This is a genomic window from Paenibacillus sp. Y916, assembly GCF_056786435.1.
Window position 1 is genome coordinate 563,168 of the sequence record NZ_JBXCJA010000003.1, and the last position, 19,194, is coordinate 582,361.

Annotated in this window: 11 protein-coding genes; 7 read left to right on the forward strand and 4 right to left on the reverse strand. The window is 37.5% G+C overall.

What is annotated here, in order from left to right:
* The first annotated feature begins 314 nt into the window (after positions 1-314).
* Together AC1TO9_RS10520 and galU are read left to right on the forward strand one after the other, a co-directional pair.
* Entirely contained in the window at positions 315-2,831 is a 2,517-nt protein-coding gene (locus AC1TO9_RS10520; protein WP_482059113.1) for a U32 family peptidase, read from the forward strand.
* A gap of 387 nt (positions 2,832-3,218) precedes the next feature.
* Positions 3,219-4,097: a UTP--glucose-1-phosphate uridylyltransferase GalU gene (gene galU / locus AC1TO9_RS10525; protein WP_482059114.1), complete on the forward strand. Its 879-nt coding sequence runs from the start codon at positions 3,219-3,221 to the stop codon at positions 4,095-4,097.
* A 150-nt stretch (positions 4,098-4,247) separates the two neighbouring features.
* On the opposite strand, the gene AC1TO9_RS10530 is transcribed toward galU, so the two are convergent.
* A complete protein-coding gene (locus AC1TO9_RS10530; protein ID WP_482059115.1) occupies positions 4,248-5,222 on the reverse strand; it encodes an NAD(P)H-dependent flavin oxidoreductase in 975 nt (324 codons plus the stop codon).
* 159 nt (positions 5,223-5,381) lie between these two features.
* On the opposite strand from AC1TO9_RS10530, the gene AC1TO9_RS10535 reads away from it, so the two are divergent.
* Entirely contained in the window at positions 5,382-5,966 is a 585-nt protein-coding gene (locus tag AC1TO9_RS10535; protein ID WP_482059116.1) for a TetR/AcrR family transcriptional regulator, read from the forward strand.
* A 151-nt stretch (positions 5,967-6,117) separates the two neighbouring features.
* Here the strand turns inward: AC1TO9_RS10535 and AC1TO9_RS10540 are convergent, their stop codons facing one another.
* The 3 genes from AC1TO9_RS10540 to AC1TO9_RS10550 form a co-directional block, all read right to left on the reverse strand.
* Entirely contained in the window at positions 6,118-8,583 is a 2,466-nt protein-coding gene (locus tag AC1TO9_RS10540; protein WP_482059117.1) for an O-antigen ligase family protein, read from the reverse strand.
* A gap of 118 nt (positions 8,584-8,701) precedes the next feature.
* Positions 8,702-9,433, reverse strand: coding sequence for an ABC transporter ATP-binding protein (locus tag AC1TO9_RS10545; protein WP_482059118.1), 732 nt, complete (start codon positions 9,431-9,433; stop codon positions 8,702-8,704).
* Between the two features lie 21 nt (positions 9,434-9,454).
* Positions 9,455-10,231, reverse strand: a complete 777-nt coding sequence (locus AC1TO9_RS10550; RefSeq protein WP_482059119.1) for an ABC transporter permease — start codon at positions 10,229-10,231, stop codon at positions 9,455-9,457.
* A 213-nt stretch (positions 10,232-10,444) separates the two neighbouring features.
* Here AC1TO9_RS10550 and AC1TO9_RS10555 point away from each other — a divergent pair, with 213 nt between their 5' ends.
* The 4 genes from AC1TO9_RS10555 to AC1TO9_RS10570 all read left to right on the forward strand — a co-directional run bounded on the left by AC1TO9_RS10555 (position 10,445) and on the right by AC1TO9_RS10570 (position 19,016).
* Positions 10,445-11,743, forward strand: a complete 1,299-nt coding sequence (locus AC1TO9_RS10555; protein ID WP_482059120.1) for a nucleotide sugar dehydrogenase — start codon at positions 10,445-10,447, stop codon at positions 11,741-11,743.
* On the forward strand, positions 11,727-12,839 hold the full coding sequence (locus tag AC1TO9_RS10560) for a class I SAM-dependent methyltransferase (RefSeq protein WP_482059121.1): 1,113 nt from the start codon (positions 11,727-11,729) through the stop codon (positions 12,837-12,839). Before AC1TO9_RS10555 ends, AC1TO9_RS10560 begins: the two co-directional genes overlap by 17 nt.
* A 353-nt stretch (positions 12,840-13,192) precedes the next feature.
* Entirely contained in the window at positions 13,193-16,495 is a 3,303-nt protein-coding gene (locus AC1TO9_RS10565) for a glycosyltransferase family protein (protein ID WP_482059122.1), read from the forward strand.
* A gap of 82 nt (positions 16,496-16,577) precedes the next feature.
* The gene (locus AC1TO9_RS10570) at positions 16,578-19,016 is read left to right on the forward strand and encodes an alginate lyase family protein (RefSeq protein ID WP_482059123.1); all 2,439 of its coding nucleotides are present in this window, start codon (positions 16,578-16,580) and stop codon (positions 19,014-19,016) included.
* The last annotated feature ends 178 nt before the right edge of the window (positions 19,017-19,194 follow it).

Below are 19,194 nucleotides of genomic sequence, written 5' to 3' on the forward strand. Positions count from 1 at the left end.
GGCCTTTTGTTTGAAATATAAGGAGGAGAAAAACGAAACTGCGGCAGACCCACTAGGCGATGGAATGTGCGATGTGGAATGGAATAGTGGTGGATTTAGAGGACAAATTTGCAATTAAAGCTAACTGTGGGCGGAGTAGGGACATATTTTGGTTGATAGTGGTGGTGTTGCTGAATATTGGCGATAATGATAGGGGAAATGAATGGGAAAGGTAGAAGGTTGATGTGATATTTGCTACAATAGATAAGTTATAGAGCTAATGTGATATACAAGAAGTTCATTGGCCGATAGGCTGATTCGGGAGGATATAGATAATGAAACAAGGTTTACACAGAGGAGACGTCGAGTTACTGGCGCCAGCAGGTGATTGGGATTGTATGAGAGCAGCGGTAGCGAACGGGGCGGATGCTATCTTTTTCGGAGTGGAAAAGTTTAATGCACGCGCACGTGCGAACAATTTCCGTATGATGGAATTACCGGAGATTATGGCGTTTCTGCATAGTTACGGGGTTAAAGGCTTTCTGACGTTTAATATTCTCGTGTTTGAGAATGAGTTGGAAGATGCGCGGGAGCTTATTGATGCTTGCGTGGATGCGGGTGTAGATGCAGTGATCGTACAAGATTTAGGTCTAGTGAAGATGATTCGTGAGATCTCGCCAGATTTCCCGATTCATGGATCAACACAGATGACGATTACATCACCAGAAGCGGTTGAATTTACGAAGCCTTGGGATCTTGAAAGAGTTGTACTCGGTCGTGAGAACAATCTGAAGCAGATCAAGAAGATCGGGGATCAGGCGAAATTGCCGATGGAAGTATTCGTGCATGGTGCGCTTTGTGTCTCTTACTCGGGGCAATGTCTGACTTCTGAGATGTGGGGCGGACGCTCAGCGAACCGTGGGGAATGTGCGCAGGCTTGTCGTCTGCCGTATGACCTGATGGTTGACGGAGTTCAGAAGCCAATGGGGGATATATCTTACTTGTTATCACCTAAAGATCTCGCAGCAATCGATATTATGCCGGAATTGATCGAAGCGGGAGTGACTTCTTTTAAGATAGAAGGACGTCTCAAGACGCCAGAATATGTAGCTAACGTAGTGAGCAAGTATCGCAAAGCGATTGATCGTTATTTCGAAGGGGATTCAACGCCACCGAGCAAGGAAGAGATTCGGGAGCTTGAGCAGAGCTTCTCACGTGGTCTAACACATGGTTTCTTAGATGGTACGAACAATAAGAAGCTTGTGGAAGGGACGTATCCTAAGAGCCGTGGCGTATATATGGGTCGAGTGGAACAAATTCTGCGTGACGGTGTAGTCTGCCGAATTGATGCACCGCTGAAGCGGGGCGACGGCATCGTATTCGACGCTGGGGATCCTACGAAGAAGGAAGAGGGCGGACGCGTCTACGACATACGCCGTAAAGGTGTGAAGATTGAAGGTGAAGCGGGAGAAGGTTGGATTATCGACATTGTTCCCGGTCGTAACGATGTCAATCTACAGAGATTAAATGTGGGCGATCGTATTTGGAAGACGAATGATCCCGCACTCGACAAGCGCCTGCGCCAGACGTTCGAGACGGAGAAACCATATCGGGTATTCCCAGTTCACGTGAAAGTTGTAGGTCACGTAGGTGGACTACTTACAACATGGTGGACGGATGTGCAAAAGGGTACAACGGTTCAAGTGGATTCCGAGATGGAATTGGAAGCAGCGCAGAAGCGTCCGATGGACTATGCATTGCTGGAAGAACAATTCGGCCGCCTTGGCGGGACGGTATTCCAGCTGGAGAAGCTTGACGTCGAGTTGCAAGGAGACGTCATCGTGCCTATGCGCGAGCTGAACAGCATCCGCCGCCGTGCGGTGGAATTGCTCGCTGGCGAGCGTCCGAAGCCGCCCGTATACGTGAAACGGGCGATTGAGGTGTACGGCGATGCGGCGGCGCATAGCGCATCGCAGCCCGTGGCGAGTGGTGCGGCGGAGCTCACCGCGCTGTGCCGCAGCCTGCCGCAGGTGCAGGCTGCACTCGAAGCAGGCGTAGGCATGATCTACGCTGACTTCGAGTTCATTAAGCAGTTCCCGGCAGCGGTCGAAGCTGTGCGTGTGGCTGGAGCTAAGATTGCGCTGGCAACGCCACGCATTCATATGCCTGGAGAGAACGGCTATCATAACAACATCCTGCGCCTACAGCCTGATGCTGTGCTGGTGCGTAACACAGGGGCGCTGTATTTCTATCTGCGCCATCGTCAAGAACATCCGGATGCCCAGCATCCGCAACTGATTGGCGACTTCTCATTGAATATCGCCAACCACAAAGCGGCTGACCTGTTCATCCAATCCGGTTGTGATATGATCACACCGTCATATGATCTGAACATTCAGCAAATGGTGGATATGCTTGGACGTGCCGATACGTCCAAGATGGAGATCGTTATCCACCAGCATCTACCGATGTTCCATACGGAGCATTGCGTGTACTGCACCTTCCTAAGTGAAGGCACAGACTTTACGAACTGTGGACGTCCGTGTGAGGAGCATAATATATCGCTCCAAGATCGCATCGGCATGTCTCATCCTGTTCGTGTAGATGAAGGTTGCCGCAATACCGTCTATAATGCCATCGAGCAATCCGGGGCAGAGTATCTGGCTAACTTTATGGATCTCGGCGTATCGACATACCGCATCGAGTTCTTGGAAGAAACACCGGACCAAGTGGCCGAGGTCATCGATCTTTACACACGAGCATTGCGTGGAGAGATCACTGGTTCACAAGTATGGCGTACGCTGAAAGCAACCAACCAGCTTGGAGTTACACGGGGGCAGTTGGTGAAGTAATAGGAATAACAAGCATAGCTTGTATATGAATAAAGGATGATTCATCCTCACAATGAGGGCGAATCATCCTTTTTGTTATGCTGTGAGTAGACTTGTTTGGGTTGTAGCGGCTATATATGTATGATTTGTTAAGAAACATAGTTCACCTAAGAATAATTCCGTATCCCAATCAATAATATTCTGATCCCGGGCAAAGAACGTACTAATCGAAATTTTTGAAAGGATTGATGAGAAGTAGTTAAACCATCCGTTCTCATAGAGAGCTTCGAGATCGAGCTGGAAGAGGAGTCTACCAAATAGCTCTTTAGTGTTTTTTTTGTTACAATCATTGGGTAGGAAACTAGGAATTAATCCTTTGAAAAGTGCTATATAAGGAGACTCATGTAGATGAAGATTCGTAAAGCGATCATTCCGGCGGCGGGATTAGGAACTCGATTCTTACCCGCCACGAAGGCGATGCCGAAGGAAATGCTACCTATCGTAGATAAGCCCACAATTCAGTATATTGTTGAAGAGGCCGTTGCGTCAGGAATTGAAGACATTATTATCGTCACAGGGAAAGGCAAACGTGCGATCGAGGATCATTTTGACTACTCATTTGAACTGGAGCGCAATCTTGAATCTAAGGAAAAGTGGGATCTACTCAACGAAGTCCGCAAGTCATCGGAAATGGCAGATATACACTATATCCGTCAGAAGGAGCCGAAGGGACTAGGGCATGCGATCTGGTGTGCACGGAAGTTTATTGGCAATGAGCCTTTTGCTGTCTTGCTGGGGGATGATATCGTAGAAGCGGATGAACCTTGTCTTAAGCAGATGATCAATATATATGAACATTACCAATCCTCCGTTGTCGGTGTGCAGCCGGTCCCATGGAATGAAGTGTCCAGATATGGGATTGTGGATGGTTCGCTATTGGATGAACGGGTATACCGAGCGAATCGTTTAGTTGAAAAACCGCAGCAGGAAGTAGCTCCATCCAATCTAGCTATCATGGGACGTTACATTCTGTCTCCACGTATATTCGATCTACTGGGTGAACAACATGCCGGCGTGAATGGTGAAATTCAACTAACAGACGCTATTTCTAGACTGGGTGAGCTAGAGAGAATACTTGCATACCACTTCGAGGGGCAGAGACATGATGTAGGAGAGAAGCTAGGATTTATTGAGACAACAATTCATTATGCATTACAACATCATGAACTAAGAGAAGACCTGCTTAAGTATATGAAGCAAATGATCCATCAGATAGAGCAATCATAAGTAAAGTTGCCTTACAATTCAGATGTGTAAAGAAGGCATTATTATAAGTTCCTTATTAGAAACTCTATGCCCCCGATGGTTGAAGTGTCACCTCTTATAAGTACTATAATATAAAAATAGACCCTATAGTATCTATAGGGTCTACATTGTTTATTGAAAATCAGCCATTAATTCATCTACAATTCCTTTAACTGTTTTCTTTTCTTTAATCAGATCAATCGCTGTATTTACAGATACAATACCTTCTGCAATTCGCCCATCAAGCATTCCTGTACGAAGACCGCCACGCTTATTAATTTCTTGTTCAACCTCGTCACTAGATTTTCCGCTGTTGTACATTTCTGCTAACTCCACCGCTGATTTCGTAGGAGTAGAACGTTGTACCCCTGAAACAAGTAGTAAGTCCTCTGCTTTAGAATTGATAATATCTTGTTTAGCTTCTTCAGAAGCAGGATTCTCTTCAGATACAATAAAGCGAGTTCCTACATAGACTGCTTCAGCTCCAAGTGCAAAAGCGGCTCGTACACCACGAATATCATTAATTCCACCTGCAGCAATAACGGGGATGTCAACCACATCTACAATAGTTGGTACGATAGAGAAAGTTCCAATTTGGCGTTGTGGGATATGTCCCCCCTCGTCGTATCCTGTAGCGACAATTATATCAACGCCGCTCTCTTCTGCAATTTTTGCAGAAGCAACGGATGGCGTTAACTCTCTAAAGATTATAATACCACCACGTTCTTTTATTTCTTTGAAGATATTTCTATTTACTTCTCCTACCACTACAAAGATTTTTACATCTTCTTCAAAAGCAACATCAAGTGATCTTCTAACATAAATGTTATCTTGCTCCATACCATCTGACGGAGAATACATATTAAGACCGAATGGTTTATCCGTTAACTTTTTAAGTTCTCTAATCTCACTTCTAAGTCCATCTTCTACAGATAGCGTTTCATCTTTCGCATGTGAACCTGCATTAAATCCTAAGACACCTAATCCACCAGCTTCAGAAACCGCAGCTACAAATTTAGCATTTGTAAGCCAATTTAATGGTGCTTGAATAATTGGATATTTAATTCCTAAGATGTCTTCTACTCTTTTGTTTGTTTTTATATTCATTACTTTCACCTCGGATTTTAAAATACAACTTTTGCTTAAACAACAACTGTTGTACAATTGACTTTATACTAGAATTCACTTATTATCAATCATCAAGTTCGGTGTTTTATTGCTTAAACAACAAGCGAATAGAAATGTTGTTTATATAGGGGGATAAATATGGTAGTTACAAAAGTAGATCCACGTATTATACGAACAAGAAAATTATTAATAGATGCTTTTATAAAATTAACTATAAAAAAAGATTTTAAAGATATTACCATAAAGGATATTACGGATGAAGCAACCGTTAATCGTGCCACCTTTTATGCTCATTTTAATGACAAATATGATTTGTTGGGTGCGGTTCTTACAGAAGATATATTTGAAAGCATTGTAAAAGAATTGAATCATCACAAAAGGTTAAATGAAGAGACCATTGTAAACATCTTTTTAACATTAACTCGATTTCATACGAAAACATTCACGGAATTAAGCTCACAATGTAGAAGGAGTTATGAATCCTTTAGTTCAATAATTGAATTAAAAGTAAAAACGGAACTGGGGAAATTGTTTTATTCTCTACATTTAAAACAACTACCTAAGTTGGATTCGGAAGCCTTAAAAATTGGTGCTGCTGTGTTAAGTTGCGGAGTTTACGGAGCATCTGTAGATTGGCACAATAATAGTTCTCTTTCGGCAGAACAATATATAAAAAAAGCCTTACCATTTATAGTGACAGAAATAAATGATTTTAAAGGATAATTTCAAACACTCCTATCTTGAACTTTTTTTGAGTAATAAAGTTTCATGTGACTTCAATTTTCCGAGATCTCGAATCTACGTCAATATCATTGACAAACGGCACCTATCCTATTCAGAGGATGGGTGCCGTTTCTATAAATCTATTTTCTTCTTAAAAGGTCGCTCCCACAATAGAGTCGATCTGTTCTTTCTCTGTAGGATCAATCTGGATCAAACGATCTAATACCGCTGGATCATTTAATTCCTGCTTCATTAACGCAGCCACATACCAACGTGCAATTTCACGGTTGATTGGGTCACTTAAGTCTTCAACCAGTCCAATCTTCAATGCTTTTGAAGCCAATAATGGTTGATTAAGTAGGAAGTGTATTTTACCCGTGTTCAAGATCATAGCAGGCGTATTGGCGAATGGACGTCCAGCCATTTGTCCCTCAGGGAGAGTAGCTAGATGCACCAGCCCAGTTTGTACCTTATCGAATGCTTCAATAGCAGCATTGAAGTATTTATCTTTAGAATCCATGTCTTGTCTGTTTAAGGCATCGTAACCAAGTTCATATCCTTGTGAGATAATCCGTTCATACCACTCAATATCCCAATTGAAGCTCTCAGAATGAGTTACTAAGAGATCGAAGGCTTGCTCTTGTTCACCCTTTAGTTGATGCAAGGTAATGAGTTGATTAATCATATTCTTGTTGTACGGCTCATCTTTAAGTGCCTCAGCAATCAGACTATACGCGGCATTGTAGAAATCTTCGTTCTGCTGTTGCGAGTAGACTTGTTGATAGAGATTAGCTAGCAAGAGTACCGAATCTGGGTGATTCTTACGTAAGTTGAGGTCTTTATCAAGTGGTGCTTTAATTTCTTCGAAAGATGTACTAGTCTGTACGATATTCCTTGCCTCCATTCCAGCGCTACTAGCTTGAGCATAGCGGAATGAAGTGAATAGTACGATCACGGCACATATCCCGACTACTAGACTGTATAGGATGCTAACTCCACTACCACTGAAGCGTAGTTGTGGAAAGCGTATTGGTTTACTCTCCATAACGGAAGCCATACCACCAAGTCCGAGGTATACGAGAATGCCGATGAACATGTAACTCATATTAAAGTCTAGAATACTGTGCAATAGAATAGACAATACGAGGATAAGGTAGAGGAAGTGAGATTCACGACCTTCTTCATTCTCCTTCATGTAACCACGAATATATTTATAGAATATAAAGATCAGGAATGACATAAATACGATAAACCCAAGGATGCCGACTTCTACTAGATATTGAAGGAAAAAGTTATGCGCCTGACGGCTCGTGTAAGGGTTATTCTGATATTTCTCATACAATGAACCCCAAGCGCCACCCCCTGCACCTAGTACGGGATAATCCTCAACAACCTTTATGGCATCTTTATAAAATGTTAACCGTTCTAGAACACTATGCTGTTGGAAGTTGATATTATCTAGACGAGTACTCATATTGTCAGGAAGGATGTTCCGTGCACCTGTCCCGATGAAGAGAAAAGCAAGAGCGCCTACAACAATGACCGATCCTATAGGAATCCATAAGTTCGCAGATTTGCGATTCGACCAAGATTGCAGGCCACGTTCTAGAAGTCGATTGATCCATCGCTGAAATCCCCATGTGAATAAGGCAACAACCAACGAAGCAGCTAGTAAGGTTCCCCATGCTTTAGCAGCCACAACGCCTTCATACGTCGTATTCAATTGCAACCCTAGATCCGTTACCGTCTTAGAGATGAGCAAGGATGCCACCCCAGCGATACCTATGTATACAACCCATAGAATCTGTTTAGCTGGCTTCAAGAATAAGAGTAGTAGAACAAACACGACTGGAAGCATAACCAATCCACCGCGTGAGAGCGTTAATAGAATAGATACGATAATAGGGACTAACATGAAGCCATGAATCGCTTGTCCATACCATGTTTTGGAGCGAATTAGGAAGAATACAGCAGCAAACAGAAAAGCCATCAGAAAAGCAGCGTAAGTGTTAGCGTACTGGAACACTGATGTCAGACGTAATCCGTTAGAGTCCGTCATAACAGCATCCGTATATTTACCGTCCAGCACAGCATTAGAGAACCACGCTACTAACTTTCCAGCGAACGTCCCTTGTCCGAACCAATTGAGAAAACCGAATCCTACAATAATATATGAAACTACCATAATCGTCGTCTGGATCACTTTATTAGCGAACTTCTCTCGCAACAAGAATAATCCAACGATGAACATGATCGCATACGTACTCTGAATGATCACCATATTCATCGCCATAGATTGAGAAGCAGCACCGAAGAATGATAGTATAAATGTAATAGGAAGTAACAATACCCAGATAGCCATCCAATCTCGTTGATCTTCCAATTGAATAGATTTGTAGTAATTAGCAATCCAAATCAATAGAATCACGCAAGCCATAGCTGCAGCCCAGAATATAGGAGCTTCAAAGTTCAGCGTCTGCCCATTAAATAATGCCACTTGAAATGGCGTCCACGCTAAATATAGAATGAGAGATGCTAATAATATCCATGATAATAATGGTAATTTTGCGACATCTCTCGACCTTTTAGCCTGTTTACCGTATACTTGTTTAGACAAAGTTTTCAATCTCCTTTATATGTAGATATGAACAATATTTTAACATAATTCAGTAAAAAGAGACTAGTTTATTAAACAAGGCTGCCCCAGAATCGTAGATATTTGGGGGCAGCCTTGTTTAATTTGATTTGTACCTATCGCAGACTTCTTCTGCAGGCCCTATTTCTTTAACTGTTCCATTTTCAAGCCACATTACTCGATCACACATTCTTTTCATTTGCTCAATGGAGTGAGAGACAAATAACACCGTTGTTCCGGAGCCCATTAAAGCCTTCATTTTATTTTCTGACTTTTCTTTAAATTTATGATCTCCAACAGACAATACTTCATCAACGATTAGAATATCCGGTTGTACAAGGGTGGAAATTGAAAAACCTAATCGAGCCTTCATTCCTGATGAATAATTTTTAATTGGAGTATGAATGAACTTCTCCAATTCTGAGAACTCAATAATTTCATCCGTTTTTTCCTTGATGAATTTTTTGGAATATCCCAAGAGCATGCCATTTAGATGTATATTTTCAATTCCTGTAAGTTCTCCATTAAAACCTCCACCAAGCTCAATTAACGGGACTAGAGAACCGTATCTTTCTACAATGCCGGAAGTTGGCTTTATAATGCCTGCCACAATTTTCAAGAGAGTGCTTTTCCCGGCACCATTTAAACCGATTATGCCAAAAACTTCACCTTTAGCAATGTCAAAACTAATATTATCCAATGCGCTGAACTCTTCGTAAGTAACTTTCCGATTGATACTGTTAATTATAAAATCTTTAAGTGAGTTGATTTTCCCACCCATTAGCTTATATTTCATGGAAACATTATCCACTTTAACTGCTACTTCATTCATAGTTTCATCTCCAATTCAAACTTACAGGTAGAATAGGAACTTATCCTGTCTTTTGTAAAAAAGAACGAGACCAACAAGGATCAATATTAAAGCATATATCAGACTGAATAAGTGAGATTCTAACGAGGGCATTGTTTGATAAATTAATGCATCTCTGAACATTTCGATAATCGTAAATACTGGATTCAGTCGAATGATAGGCATAAATCGTTCTGGAATAATATCAGCCGGATAGAAGATAGCTGATGCGTACATGACAATCACTAATGCTAAAGAGTAGATATGCTGCATATCCCTAAAAAAAACATAAATCGTGGATAATATCAAACCGATCCCTATGCTGAAAAGTAACAAATAAAACAACGGGAAAATAACAGCTAGGTTGATCCATGAAAAATGAAGACCACTGAATAACATTACAGGAATGATAGACACCATCGCTAACAAAGAATTAATAAATGAAGAAAATATTCTGGAAAGCGGAAAAAAGTATTTTGGAACATAAATCTTTTTAATTAGTGAAGCATTAGATACAATAGACTGCATTGCGAAATTTGTCGTTTCAGAGAAACAAGAATATATTAGCCGACCCGAGAGCACATAAATTGAAAAATATTCAATTGTACTAGAGAATAGATTTGAAAAAATAATAGTCAGCACGACCATGAATAGTAATGGATTTAAAACACTCCATAATATTCCTAGAACAGAATTTCTATATTTTAATTTAATGTCTTTTCGAATTAGTTCAACCATTAGATCTTTATATCTATAAAAATTCGATAAATATATGCGCATGAAACTCTCCTTTGAATTACCCATTCGTATTCAATGCTTATGTTAACACAATCATACCTCCCCTTACAATTAAACAAAGACTTTATTAAGTAAAAGAATTAACCAAACTTCATTGCAATGTATTAGTCGTTTTCTATGTTATAATTAAAAAATATGTATAAACCCATTTGAATTATGTGCGAAAACCGACATAAAATTTAAGGAGATGCAAGTATGAAGTTGTGTGTGATTGGATTAGGATATATAGGTTTGCCTACAGCAATAATGTTTGCCAAACATAATCTTGATGTACATGGAGTAGATATTAACGCAGACATTGTGGAGGAACTCTCTTCTGGACAAATTCACATCGAAGAGCCAGGTCTGAAAGAAATGTTAGACCATGTTATGAAATTCCAAAAGATAAGTTTCGGAGTACAACCGGTACAAGCAGACGCTTTTATTATTTCGGTTCCAACACCAATTAATTCTGATAAAAGTGCTAATTTGGATTATGTTATAGAAGCGACTCATTCTATTGTTCCATATATCAAGAAGGGTGATTTAATTATTCTTGAATCAACCGTACCACCGAGAACAATTGAAGATGTGGTGATACCAATTCTTAAACAAAGTAATCTTGATGTTCAATCGGAATTGTTCATATCCCATTCCCCAGAACGTGTACTGCCGGGGAAACTTTTAGAGGAACTTGTACAAAATGATCGTATTATAGGTGGGTTTAATAAGGCTTCTGCTGAAAAGACAGCAGAATTATATAGGAGTTTTGTTGAAGGAGATATTCACTTAACGGATGCAACAACTGCTGAGATGGTGAAACTAATGGAAAACACCTATCGTGATGTTAACATAGCTTTTGCGAATGAAATGGCAAAAATAGCTGAGCATGTTGGATTTAACGTTTGGGAAGCAATAGAACTAGCTAACTGCCATCCACGAGTCAATATCCATAAGCCTGGACCGGGCGTTGGTGGGCATTGTATAGCTGTAGATCCATGGTTCATATATGATTCTGCACCAGCTTTAGCCAATATGGTTCATATGTCTAGAACAATAAACGATGGTATGCCACAATTTGTTGTGGACAAAGTAAATGAATTGTTATCAGAACATGATGAAGCTACGATTGCCATTCTAGGCTTGGCATTTAAAGGTAATATTGACGATATGAGAGAAAGTCCCGCGATAGAGATTGTGAAATTGTTACAAAAAAATCATAGACTCCAAATATTTGATCCTCATGTAAAAAACAATATAAAAGGAAAGATGGAAAGTGTTAAGGATGCTGTCAATGGTGCTGACGCTATTCTAATATTGACAGATCATAATGAGTTTAAAGAGATCGTTCCAACTGAATTAATGCCTTTGATGCGAGGGAAGATCGTAATTGACACTAGGAATGTTGTTGATCATGAACTTTGGAGTGAGTCTGGATTTATTCATTATGTATTAGGCCAGGCTGTTGACAATCCTAAAAACTTTAGAGGTGAATATATTGAAGCCATTAGATAAGGTTGCGGAAGCATATTATGGAGGGATGGGTGAACAATTCTCCAGAAAGACAAGGGAAAGAATCCACTGGGTTTGTTCCAAAGTCAAAGGGCAAGCTGTATTGGATATTGGTTGTTCGCAAGGGATAGCGGATATCATATTAGCTAAAGAAGGAAAACAAGTAGTTGGTATTGATATTGAAGAAAGTTCAATTAACTATGCAATTAATTCGTTACAGGATGAAAATGATACGGTAAAGCGAAATGTTAATTACTATGTTAGTAGCGTATTCGATTTTAAAAGTGACCATAAATTTGACACAGTTATCCTCACAGAAGTTATGGAGCACTTTACTTCGTCAGAATCATTGCTGAAGAGGGTACAAGATTTCTTGGTGGACGATGGTAAAATTATTATTACAGTTCCTTTTGGTATTAATGATTTCTTTGATCATAAAAAAACATATTACTTGTTGAATTTGTTTGAAGAAGTTGAACCGTTATTTGAAGTGTTAGAGGTTAAGTTCTTTGGGAAGTGGATTGGATTAGTTGGACGAAATGTGGTTGAACGGCAAAAAGATACTGCTGATTTGCCTAGAGAATTGATCAAACAACTCGAAGAGGCTTTCTATACAATTGAGAGATCATCAGTAGACGAATTAAATTCAAAATCCCAGTTAGTTAGTCAACTGAATTTGAGAGTTAATGAGGGAAGAGAAAAGATAGTGTCTTTACAGAAGGAAAATGATATTTTAAGCAATGAATTTAAAAGCTTAAAGGCTGAGAATGAAAAATTGCAACGCGACAGAATCGATAAGGGTCAGATTGATGTGCATATGAATGGATTGAATGTTTTAGAGGAAGAAGTTTTAAGTTATAAAAAGAAGATTGAACAATTTGAAGGAATAATTGAATCCAAAAACAAAGAGTTAATGAATAGGCTGGATAGTGAAGAACTTACATTGAAAAAATATAGAGATACAATATATGACTTTAATCAGCTAGAGGCGAGATATGCAAATGTATCTAAAAAGTATAACTTGCTCAGTAATGCAAAATTAGGGAAGATCACTCTAAAGTATTGGAAATATAAAAACAGAATACCTAAAGATTTTTAAGAGAGTATTCAAAAATACTGAATTTATTGTGAGTAACATTGCCTAATACCAAGTGGTATAAACCGCAAACTTTGAATCTGAAGTGGTTCAGGCTACTATGTACAGGTGCCTTTTTGATATCAGAAACGTCAATGAAATGAAGAGATCTACGAGTTATGGGTAAAGCTGAGTATGTCTTAATCGCGGTGGTAGTTCCAACTCGATGACATTGCACCGCGGATATTGGTATTTTCGGTGATCGGGTCACTTCCGATTCACCAATTAATTTTTCGGTACAATTATTGTTCATCTGAAATTAATATTTTTTTGAACAGGCTCTTTTAAATAAACTTAACCTTTTAGGAGATAGACATATGGGAATAGCATATATCGAAGAGAAAATGCAAGAAATTCACTTGAAACGAACAGAATTATTAACAGAACTAGACTTAAAGGGACATAAAATTTATTCGGAAGTCATAAATCAAGTTAATACTACACAATTCAAGAGAGGGTTTAATTGTCTTAAGGATATGAAGGTTGCTTGTATTATGGATGAATTCACCTATAACTCCTTCGAACCAGAGTGTACACTATTGCAAATAACACCTCGAAATTGGCTGGATCAGATGAAGTCTTTTAACCCCGATTTGTTTTTTTTGGAGTCCGCTTGGCGTGGGGTCGAAGGACTTTGGCACACTAAAGTTCCGCATTTAAGCAATGAGTTAATAGATGTTTTAAGCTATTGTAAAAAAAACCGAATACCGATTGTGTTTTGGAATAAAGAGGATCCTATACATTTCGATACTTTTCTAGCTACTGCGAAATATGCAGATTTTGTATTTACTACAGATATAGACTGTATTAAAAATTATAAAACACTTTTGAATCATGATCGAGTTTATTTGATGCCTTTTGCTGCTCAGCTTCAATATCATAATCCTATTGAAGTGTATGATAGGCAAGATAAGTTTTGCTTCGCAGGGGCTTATTACAAACGTTATCCAGATCGTATTCAAGACATGGAGACATTTGTTGATACAGTCACGCAAACAAAAGGTTTAGATATCTATGATAGAAACTTTTATGAGAATGATCCTAACTATTCGTTCCCTAACAAATACAAGAAATATATTAAAGGAAATTTAAAATCGCATGAGATAGATAAGGCTTACAAAGGTTATCGGTTCAATATTAATATGAATTCAGTAAAGCAGTCACAAAGTATGTGTGCTCGTAGAGTCTTCGAGTTGCTGGCATCAAATACGGTGACAGTAAGTAATTATTCAAGGGCAATACGTAATTTACTCGGAGATTTGGTCATCTGTACTGATGATGGGAAGCAGTTAGCGGACCAAATAGCTAGGTTTAAAGACATTGAATATTATAATAAGTTTAGATTACTAGGTCTCAGGAAAATATTGGATGAACACACATATACACATAGATTGGGTTTTCTGGTGAATACAATTTTTGAAAATCACTTGGAAACACCTCGAAGACGTGTAGCGATTATTTCAAAAGCAGATACTAAGGAACAAATTGAACATATTCTGTGTCAATATAACCGTCAGGCTTATACTTCAACTCGACTTTTTATCATTTCTAGTATAACTCATGAAGCAATTGATTCGGAGAATATTGAGCTTGTCGATGTATTCAATGAGGGCGTTGCTAGACGTATTAAGAGTGAATTCGAATATGTATCATTCTTCTCGACAGAAGATTATTATGGTAAGAACTATATCACTGATTATGTGTTTGCTACGCAATATACAGATGCACTTATTATTTGTAAGGATGTGTACTTTGATAATAATAATGTAGTTGCTAAGGAGAAAGTAGGTACTACCTATAGTAGTACTGATAGTGCTTCCGTTAGAAGATCATTTGTTAGTACTGATTATTATTCATTGGAGAGCTTAATTCAATATTCGGACGTCGTTGATGAAAGTGTTATTCATGACAAGTGCTTCTCCATTGACGAATATAATTACTGTAAGAATTACAATGAAGAAGAATGCCAAGAGGTTGATGATTTACCCATAACGGATCTTGGGATAACAATGAACAAAGTGTATGATTCTGTGGGTGATATAAAACTGAATAATAGAATGCTAAACACAGTTACTATTTCCTCGAATGAAATGTTTAAATATCTTAATAAAGCTAATCGAGTAAATGTAAAAATAGATAGTGATGAGATACATGTCGAATCCAATCTGGATAATTCACACGAATACGTATATCTTAATAATAATTTTAGTGTGTTTGAATTAAACTCGAGGTCTGAAATAGACGTTTATTTAGATGTTGAATACTATTCAAAATTCAGTGTAGATATTGTTGCAATATTATTAGATAGTAATAACAATAAGATTGGTAGCGTCGTAAAACCAGCTAGTCGAAAAGTAACCATTAAACTAGACTCTAATGTGAAGTTTATTAAGTTTGGTTTTAGATTCGCTGGAAGTGGCTTATGTAAAATAAAAAATCTAATCATTGGGGAGATTCAACTTGATAATGGTTGTTTTTTGAATAAGTCTAAGGTACTTCTCATTGCTGACAATTATCCAGATTATCAAGACCTGTATAGATATGCATTTATACATAGTCGATTGAACGAATATAAGAGTAATAGTTTAAATGTAGATATGTATAAATTCAATGAACGGGAAGGGAAAGGTTATAGTGAATTTTCTGGGATAGATGTCACTAGCGGATATATTGAGGAATTAAATAATGTACTGATGCATGGTAATCATGAAACCTATTTAATCCACTTTTTAAATGAGAACATTTGGAGTGGTATTCGTAATTTTATCAAGACCAAGAAAACTATCATATGGATCCATGGTTCTGAGATTCAACCGTGGTGGAGAAGAGATTATAATTATTCGACACAGCAGCAATTAGAAAAAGCTAAAAAGGAATCAGAGGCTAGGGTGCTATTTTGGAGAAAGGTATTTTCGGAGGTTTTAAGCGAAAATCATAATGTTCATTTTGTATTTGTATCTAACTATTTTGCCGAAGAGGTCTTTGAAGATTTAAAAGTTAATTTGCCAAAAGATAAATATTCAATCATTCATAATTACATTAATAACAGCTTATTTAGTTATAATGAGAAGAATGTAGAAGCGAGAACGAAGATATTGTCGATCAGGCCGTTTGCCAGTAACAAATACGCAAATGATCTTACAATTAAAGCTATACAATACTTGTCTAAAGATCCAATCTTTAAGCAGTTAAATTTTACGCTTATAGGTAAAGGTGAACTTTTTCAGTCGCTTGTAAAGCCTATTAAAAAGTTTAAAAACGTGAAATTGGAAGAAAGGTTCTTAAGGCATGAAGAGATCGCCTCTCTGCACAAGGAATATGGAATATTTTTAGTTCCAACCCGTATGGATTCTCAGGGAGTCTCGAGAGATGAGGCAATGTCATCAGGACTAGTACCGATTACTAATAGTGTAGCAGCAATACCTGAATTTGTTGATGAGAAATGTGGGATGTTAGTTGATGGGGAAGATTACAAAGGTTTGGCAGAAAGTATTAAAAAGTTATACAATGATCCTCAACTTTTTCAAAGTCTGTCTCAAAGTGCTGCAGAGCGTGTCCGCCGCCAAAGTGGGATGAATGAAACTATAGTCAAAGAGATTGAGTTGATAATGACTAATTAACTGCTTGCAAAGGGGATTACTCTGTTTATCTGAATACGGACCGAGATAGTTTAACCTTAAAATGATAGGAGTGAGAAAGCTAATGAGAAAGTATAGGAAGATATTAATTCTATTTTCCTTATTTGCACTAGTGTGTTTAGTATTGATATTTACTCTACCATCTTATTCTTTACAGGAGACAACAAAACCAGAAATAAACAGCAAAGTTGACAGTTTTACATTAGAAACTGCTGAAATATATGTACCACTATATATGATGACGGAGTTACCCAGTAAGAAATATATTGAATTCGCTGATCAATTATTAAATAATAGTTTGATAGTTAATGAGAATATTAAATCGAAAATTAATTACGACATTGATAATATTGATTGGGATATGAGTGCCTCAACTTCACCAAATACTTTCTCACTGTATTTGCATACTCTTAGACCTGTATATTATCTAAGTAAAGCCTATCTTGAAACGAACGATGTTAGGTATATTAAAGCGGCTGAACAGTTTATATTATCTTGGAATGAATATGACTTATCTACTGCGGATCCCAATAGATATACATGGTACGATCACTCTGTAGCTGAGCGTATTGAGAACTTGATATATTTTTCTGGAATTTACTCAGGTATGAGTAATAATGATAACGATAAAATAACAAATATTATTAAGAAAAACAGCGAGTGGTTATTGGACGATACGAATTATACGAATAAACATAATCATGGGATTTTTCAAGATGGTTCATTAATTAAAGCTGGGTATTTTCTTAATAATGACACTTATGTGCACAAGGGAATTTCAAGATTAGATGAGCAACTTAAATTTGCATTTCCAAATAAACATATTCATATAGAGAACTCATTAGGCTATCACATGGGAATTATCTCGTATATTAAAGGGACGGCGGAGTTTTTAGAAGAATTCAGTAATGAATATGCTGAGACAGCACATGCCTATTATGAAGGTGCAGTTGATTATTTGGTTCATGTATATAAGCCGAATTTAGCAACTCCCTTCTTAGGTGATACGATTGGTTCACTTGGAAATTATTCGATTGCTAATAATTTTGAGAATGAGCACCTAGTGTATGTGCAAAGCAAAGGATTAAAGGGAACTGTTCCTGAAGTTAACTCTAAAGTCTATTTGAGTGATGGGTATGCAATATTTAGAGAACACTGGAATCCTTTAGAATTTGATCAATCGACATGGTTCTTGTTTAAATCGGGTTATCTATCTAGTACACATAAGCATGCGGATGATTTATCCTTTTTATTATATTCAAAAGGCCATGATATATTTATTGACCCTGGAATGTATAACTATATGGTTGGCGATAAAATTCATGATTATACTAATAGTAATATTGCACATAATACGATAGTTGTTGATGACCGCTCTTACTCAGTGAGCATGTTTAATTCAAACAAGGTTGGATTATATTCATATGATAAAAATAATGAATATGAATCTATCATAGGATTTAATAATATATTTGATGGCGTACAGATGGATAGAACTATTAATTACATTGATGGGAATCACTTTTTGATTCATGATGATATTCTTTCGAATGATATTCATAAGTACTCACAGGTATTCCATTTATCTAATGATGTTGAAATTGTAGATTTAAACAGAGAATATTTAGTTTTGAAAATTAAAGATACTAATTACTATGTACTACTCCAACAACTAGAATCCACGGATAACGTTTCGAATTATATCGGGGATAGTAGCAGTGGTAATATAAGTTATACTTCAAGCGGATTAAGTGATGTGACACCGACAACAACAATTATTTTTGATAAACGGGGATCAGATACTCAGTTCATTACTTCTATAAGAATTGTTGAGAAGAATGATTTGGATCAGTATATTAAGGCAACTCCTATATATGATAGGGGAATTGTGAGTCTAAATGGAATAAAAGTGAAGATTAGGTCTAGAGAAAGATTACCTGAAACAAAGATACGAACGGAGATAATTGGTAATGAATTGGAAATTTTTAATGGTGCATATTCTGATTCGCAAAAACTTGCGTATTCATTTTATTTGTTAGATGCAGAATCAGGGAGAAAATATGAATCACGATCTTATGCATTTGATAATAAAGCGGAATTCATTCTACAAGAGGGTAAATCATACGCAGTTATTAGTTATTTAAGAAATAGCGCTAAAGAAACTTCTAAAAAGTTGGTTGGTTTTATTAACTATGATGGAATGAAATATGTATTTAATGACGTGCCCAATAGTGAGCAAGAGCCAGTAGTACACGAGGCTAAAGTTGAAAGATTGAATAATGACACTTATAAATTTGAAGCAAACATTTCAAATATTAATGAGATTAGTTCAAGATGGTATATTTACAAGAATGGTGCGAGTTATGATTTTGTTGGTAACAATAATAATGAATTGGTGTATGAGTTTACCGAACCCGGTCTATATACATGTATTTATAGAATAAATGATAAGTATTTTGGTGAGGTGGAATTTAATAATTTTAAAGAAATACTAATAGATTAGTAATAAAACCGTAAGAAGTTTTAAAAAAGCTGACTATGAGTGGTTGATTAATTTAAGTCTCTATCCCCGAGAAATATACGATGAGAGCCTATATAAGGGATAGAATTAGTAATTAAACCTTCAAAATGCTATCAGAGTTATTGAAATATAAGATGAATCTACTAAATTAAAGGGGATG

Bases quoted from the DNA above. Each gene is read 5' to 3' on its own strand.
- galU (WP_482059114.1), top strand. From the start codon at position 3,219: ATGAAGATTCGTAAAGCGATCATTCCGGCGGCGGGATTAGGAACTCGA.
- AC1TO9_RS10570 (WP_482059123.1), top strand. From the start codon at position 16,578: ATGAGAAAGTATAGGAAGATATTAATTCTATTTTCCTTATTTGCACTA.
- AC1TO9_RS10520 (WP_482059113.1), top strand. From the start codon at position 315: ATGAAACAAGGTTTACACAGAGGAGACGTCGAGTTACTGGCGCCAGCA.
- AC1TO9_RS10535 (WP_482059116.1), top strand. From the start codon at position 5,382: ATGGTAGTTACAAAAGTAGATCCACGTATTATACGAACAAGAAAATTA.
- AC1TO9_RS10555 (WP_482059120.1), top strand. From the start codon at position 10,445: ATGAAGTTGTGTGTGATTGGATTAGGATATATAGGTTTGCCTACAGCA.
- AC1TO9_RS10530 (WP_482059115.1), bottom strand. From the start codon at position 5,222: ATGAATATAAAAACAAACAAAAGAGTAGAAGACATCTTAGGAATTAAA.
- AC1TO9_RS10550 (WP_482059119.1), bottom strand. From the start codon at position 10,231: ATGCGCATATATTTATCGAATTTTTATAGATATAAAGATCTAATGGTT.
- AC1TO9_RS10545 (WP_482059118.1), bottom strand. From the start codon at position 9,433: ATGAATGAAGTAGCAGTTAAAGTGGATAATGTTTCCATGAAATATAAG.
- AC1TO9_RS10565 (WP_482059122.1), top strand. From the start codon at position 13,193: ATGGGAATAGCATATATCGAAGAGAAAATGCAAGAAATTCACTTGAAA.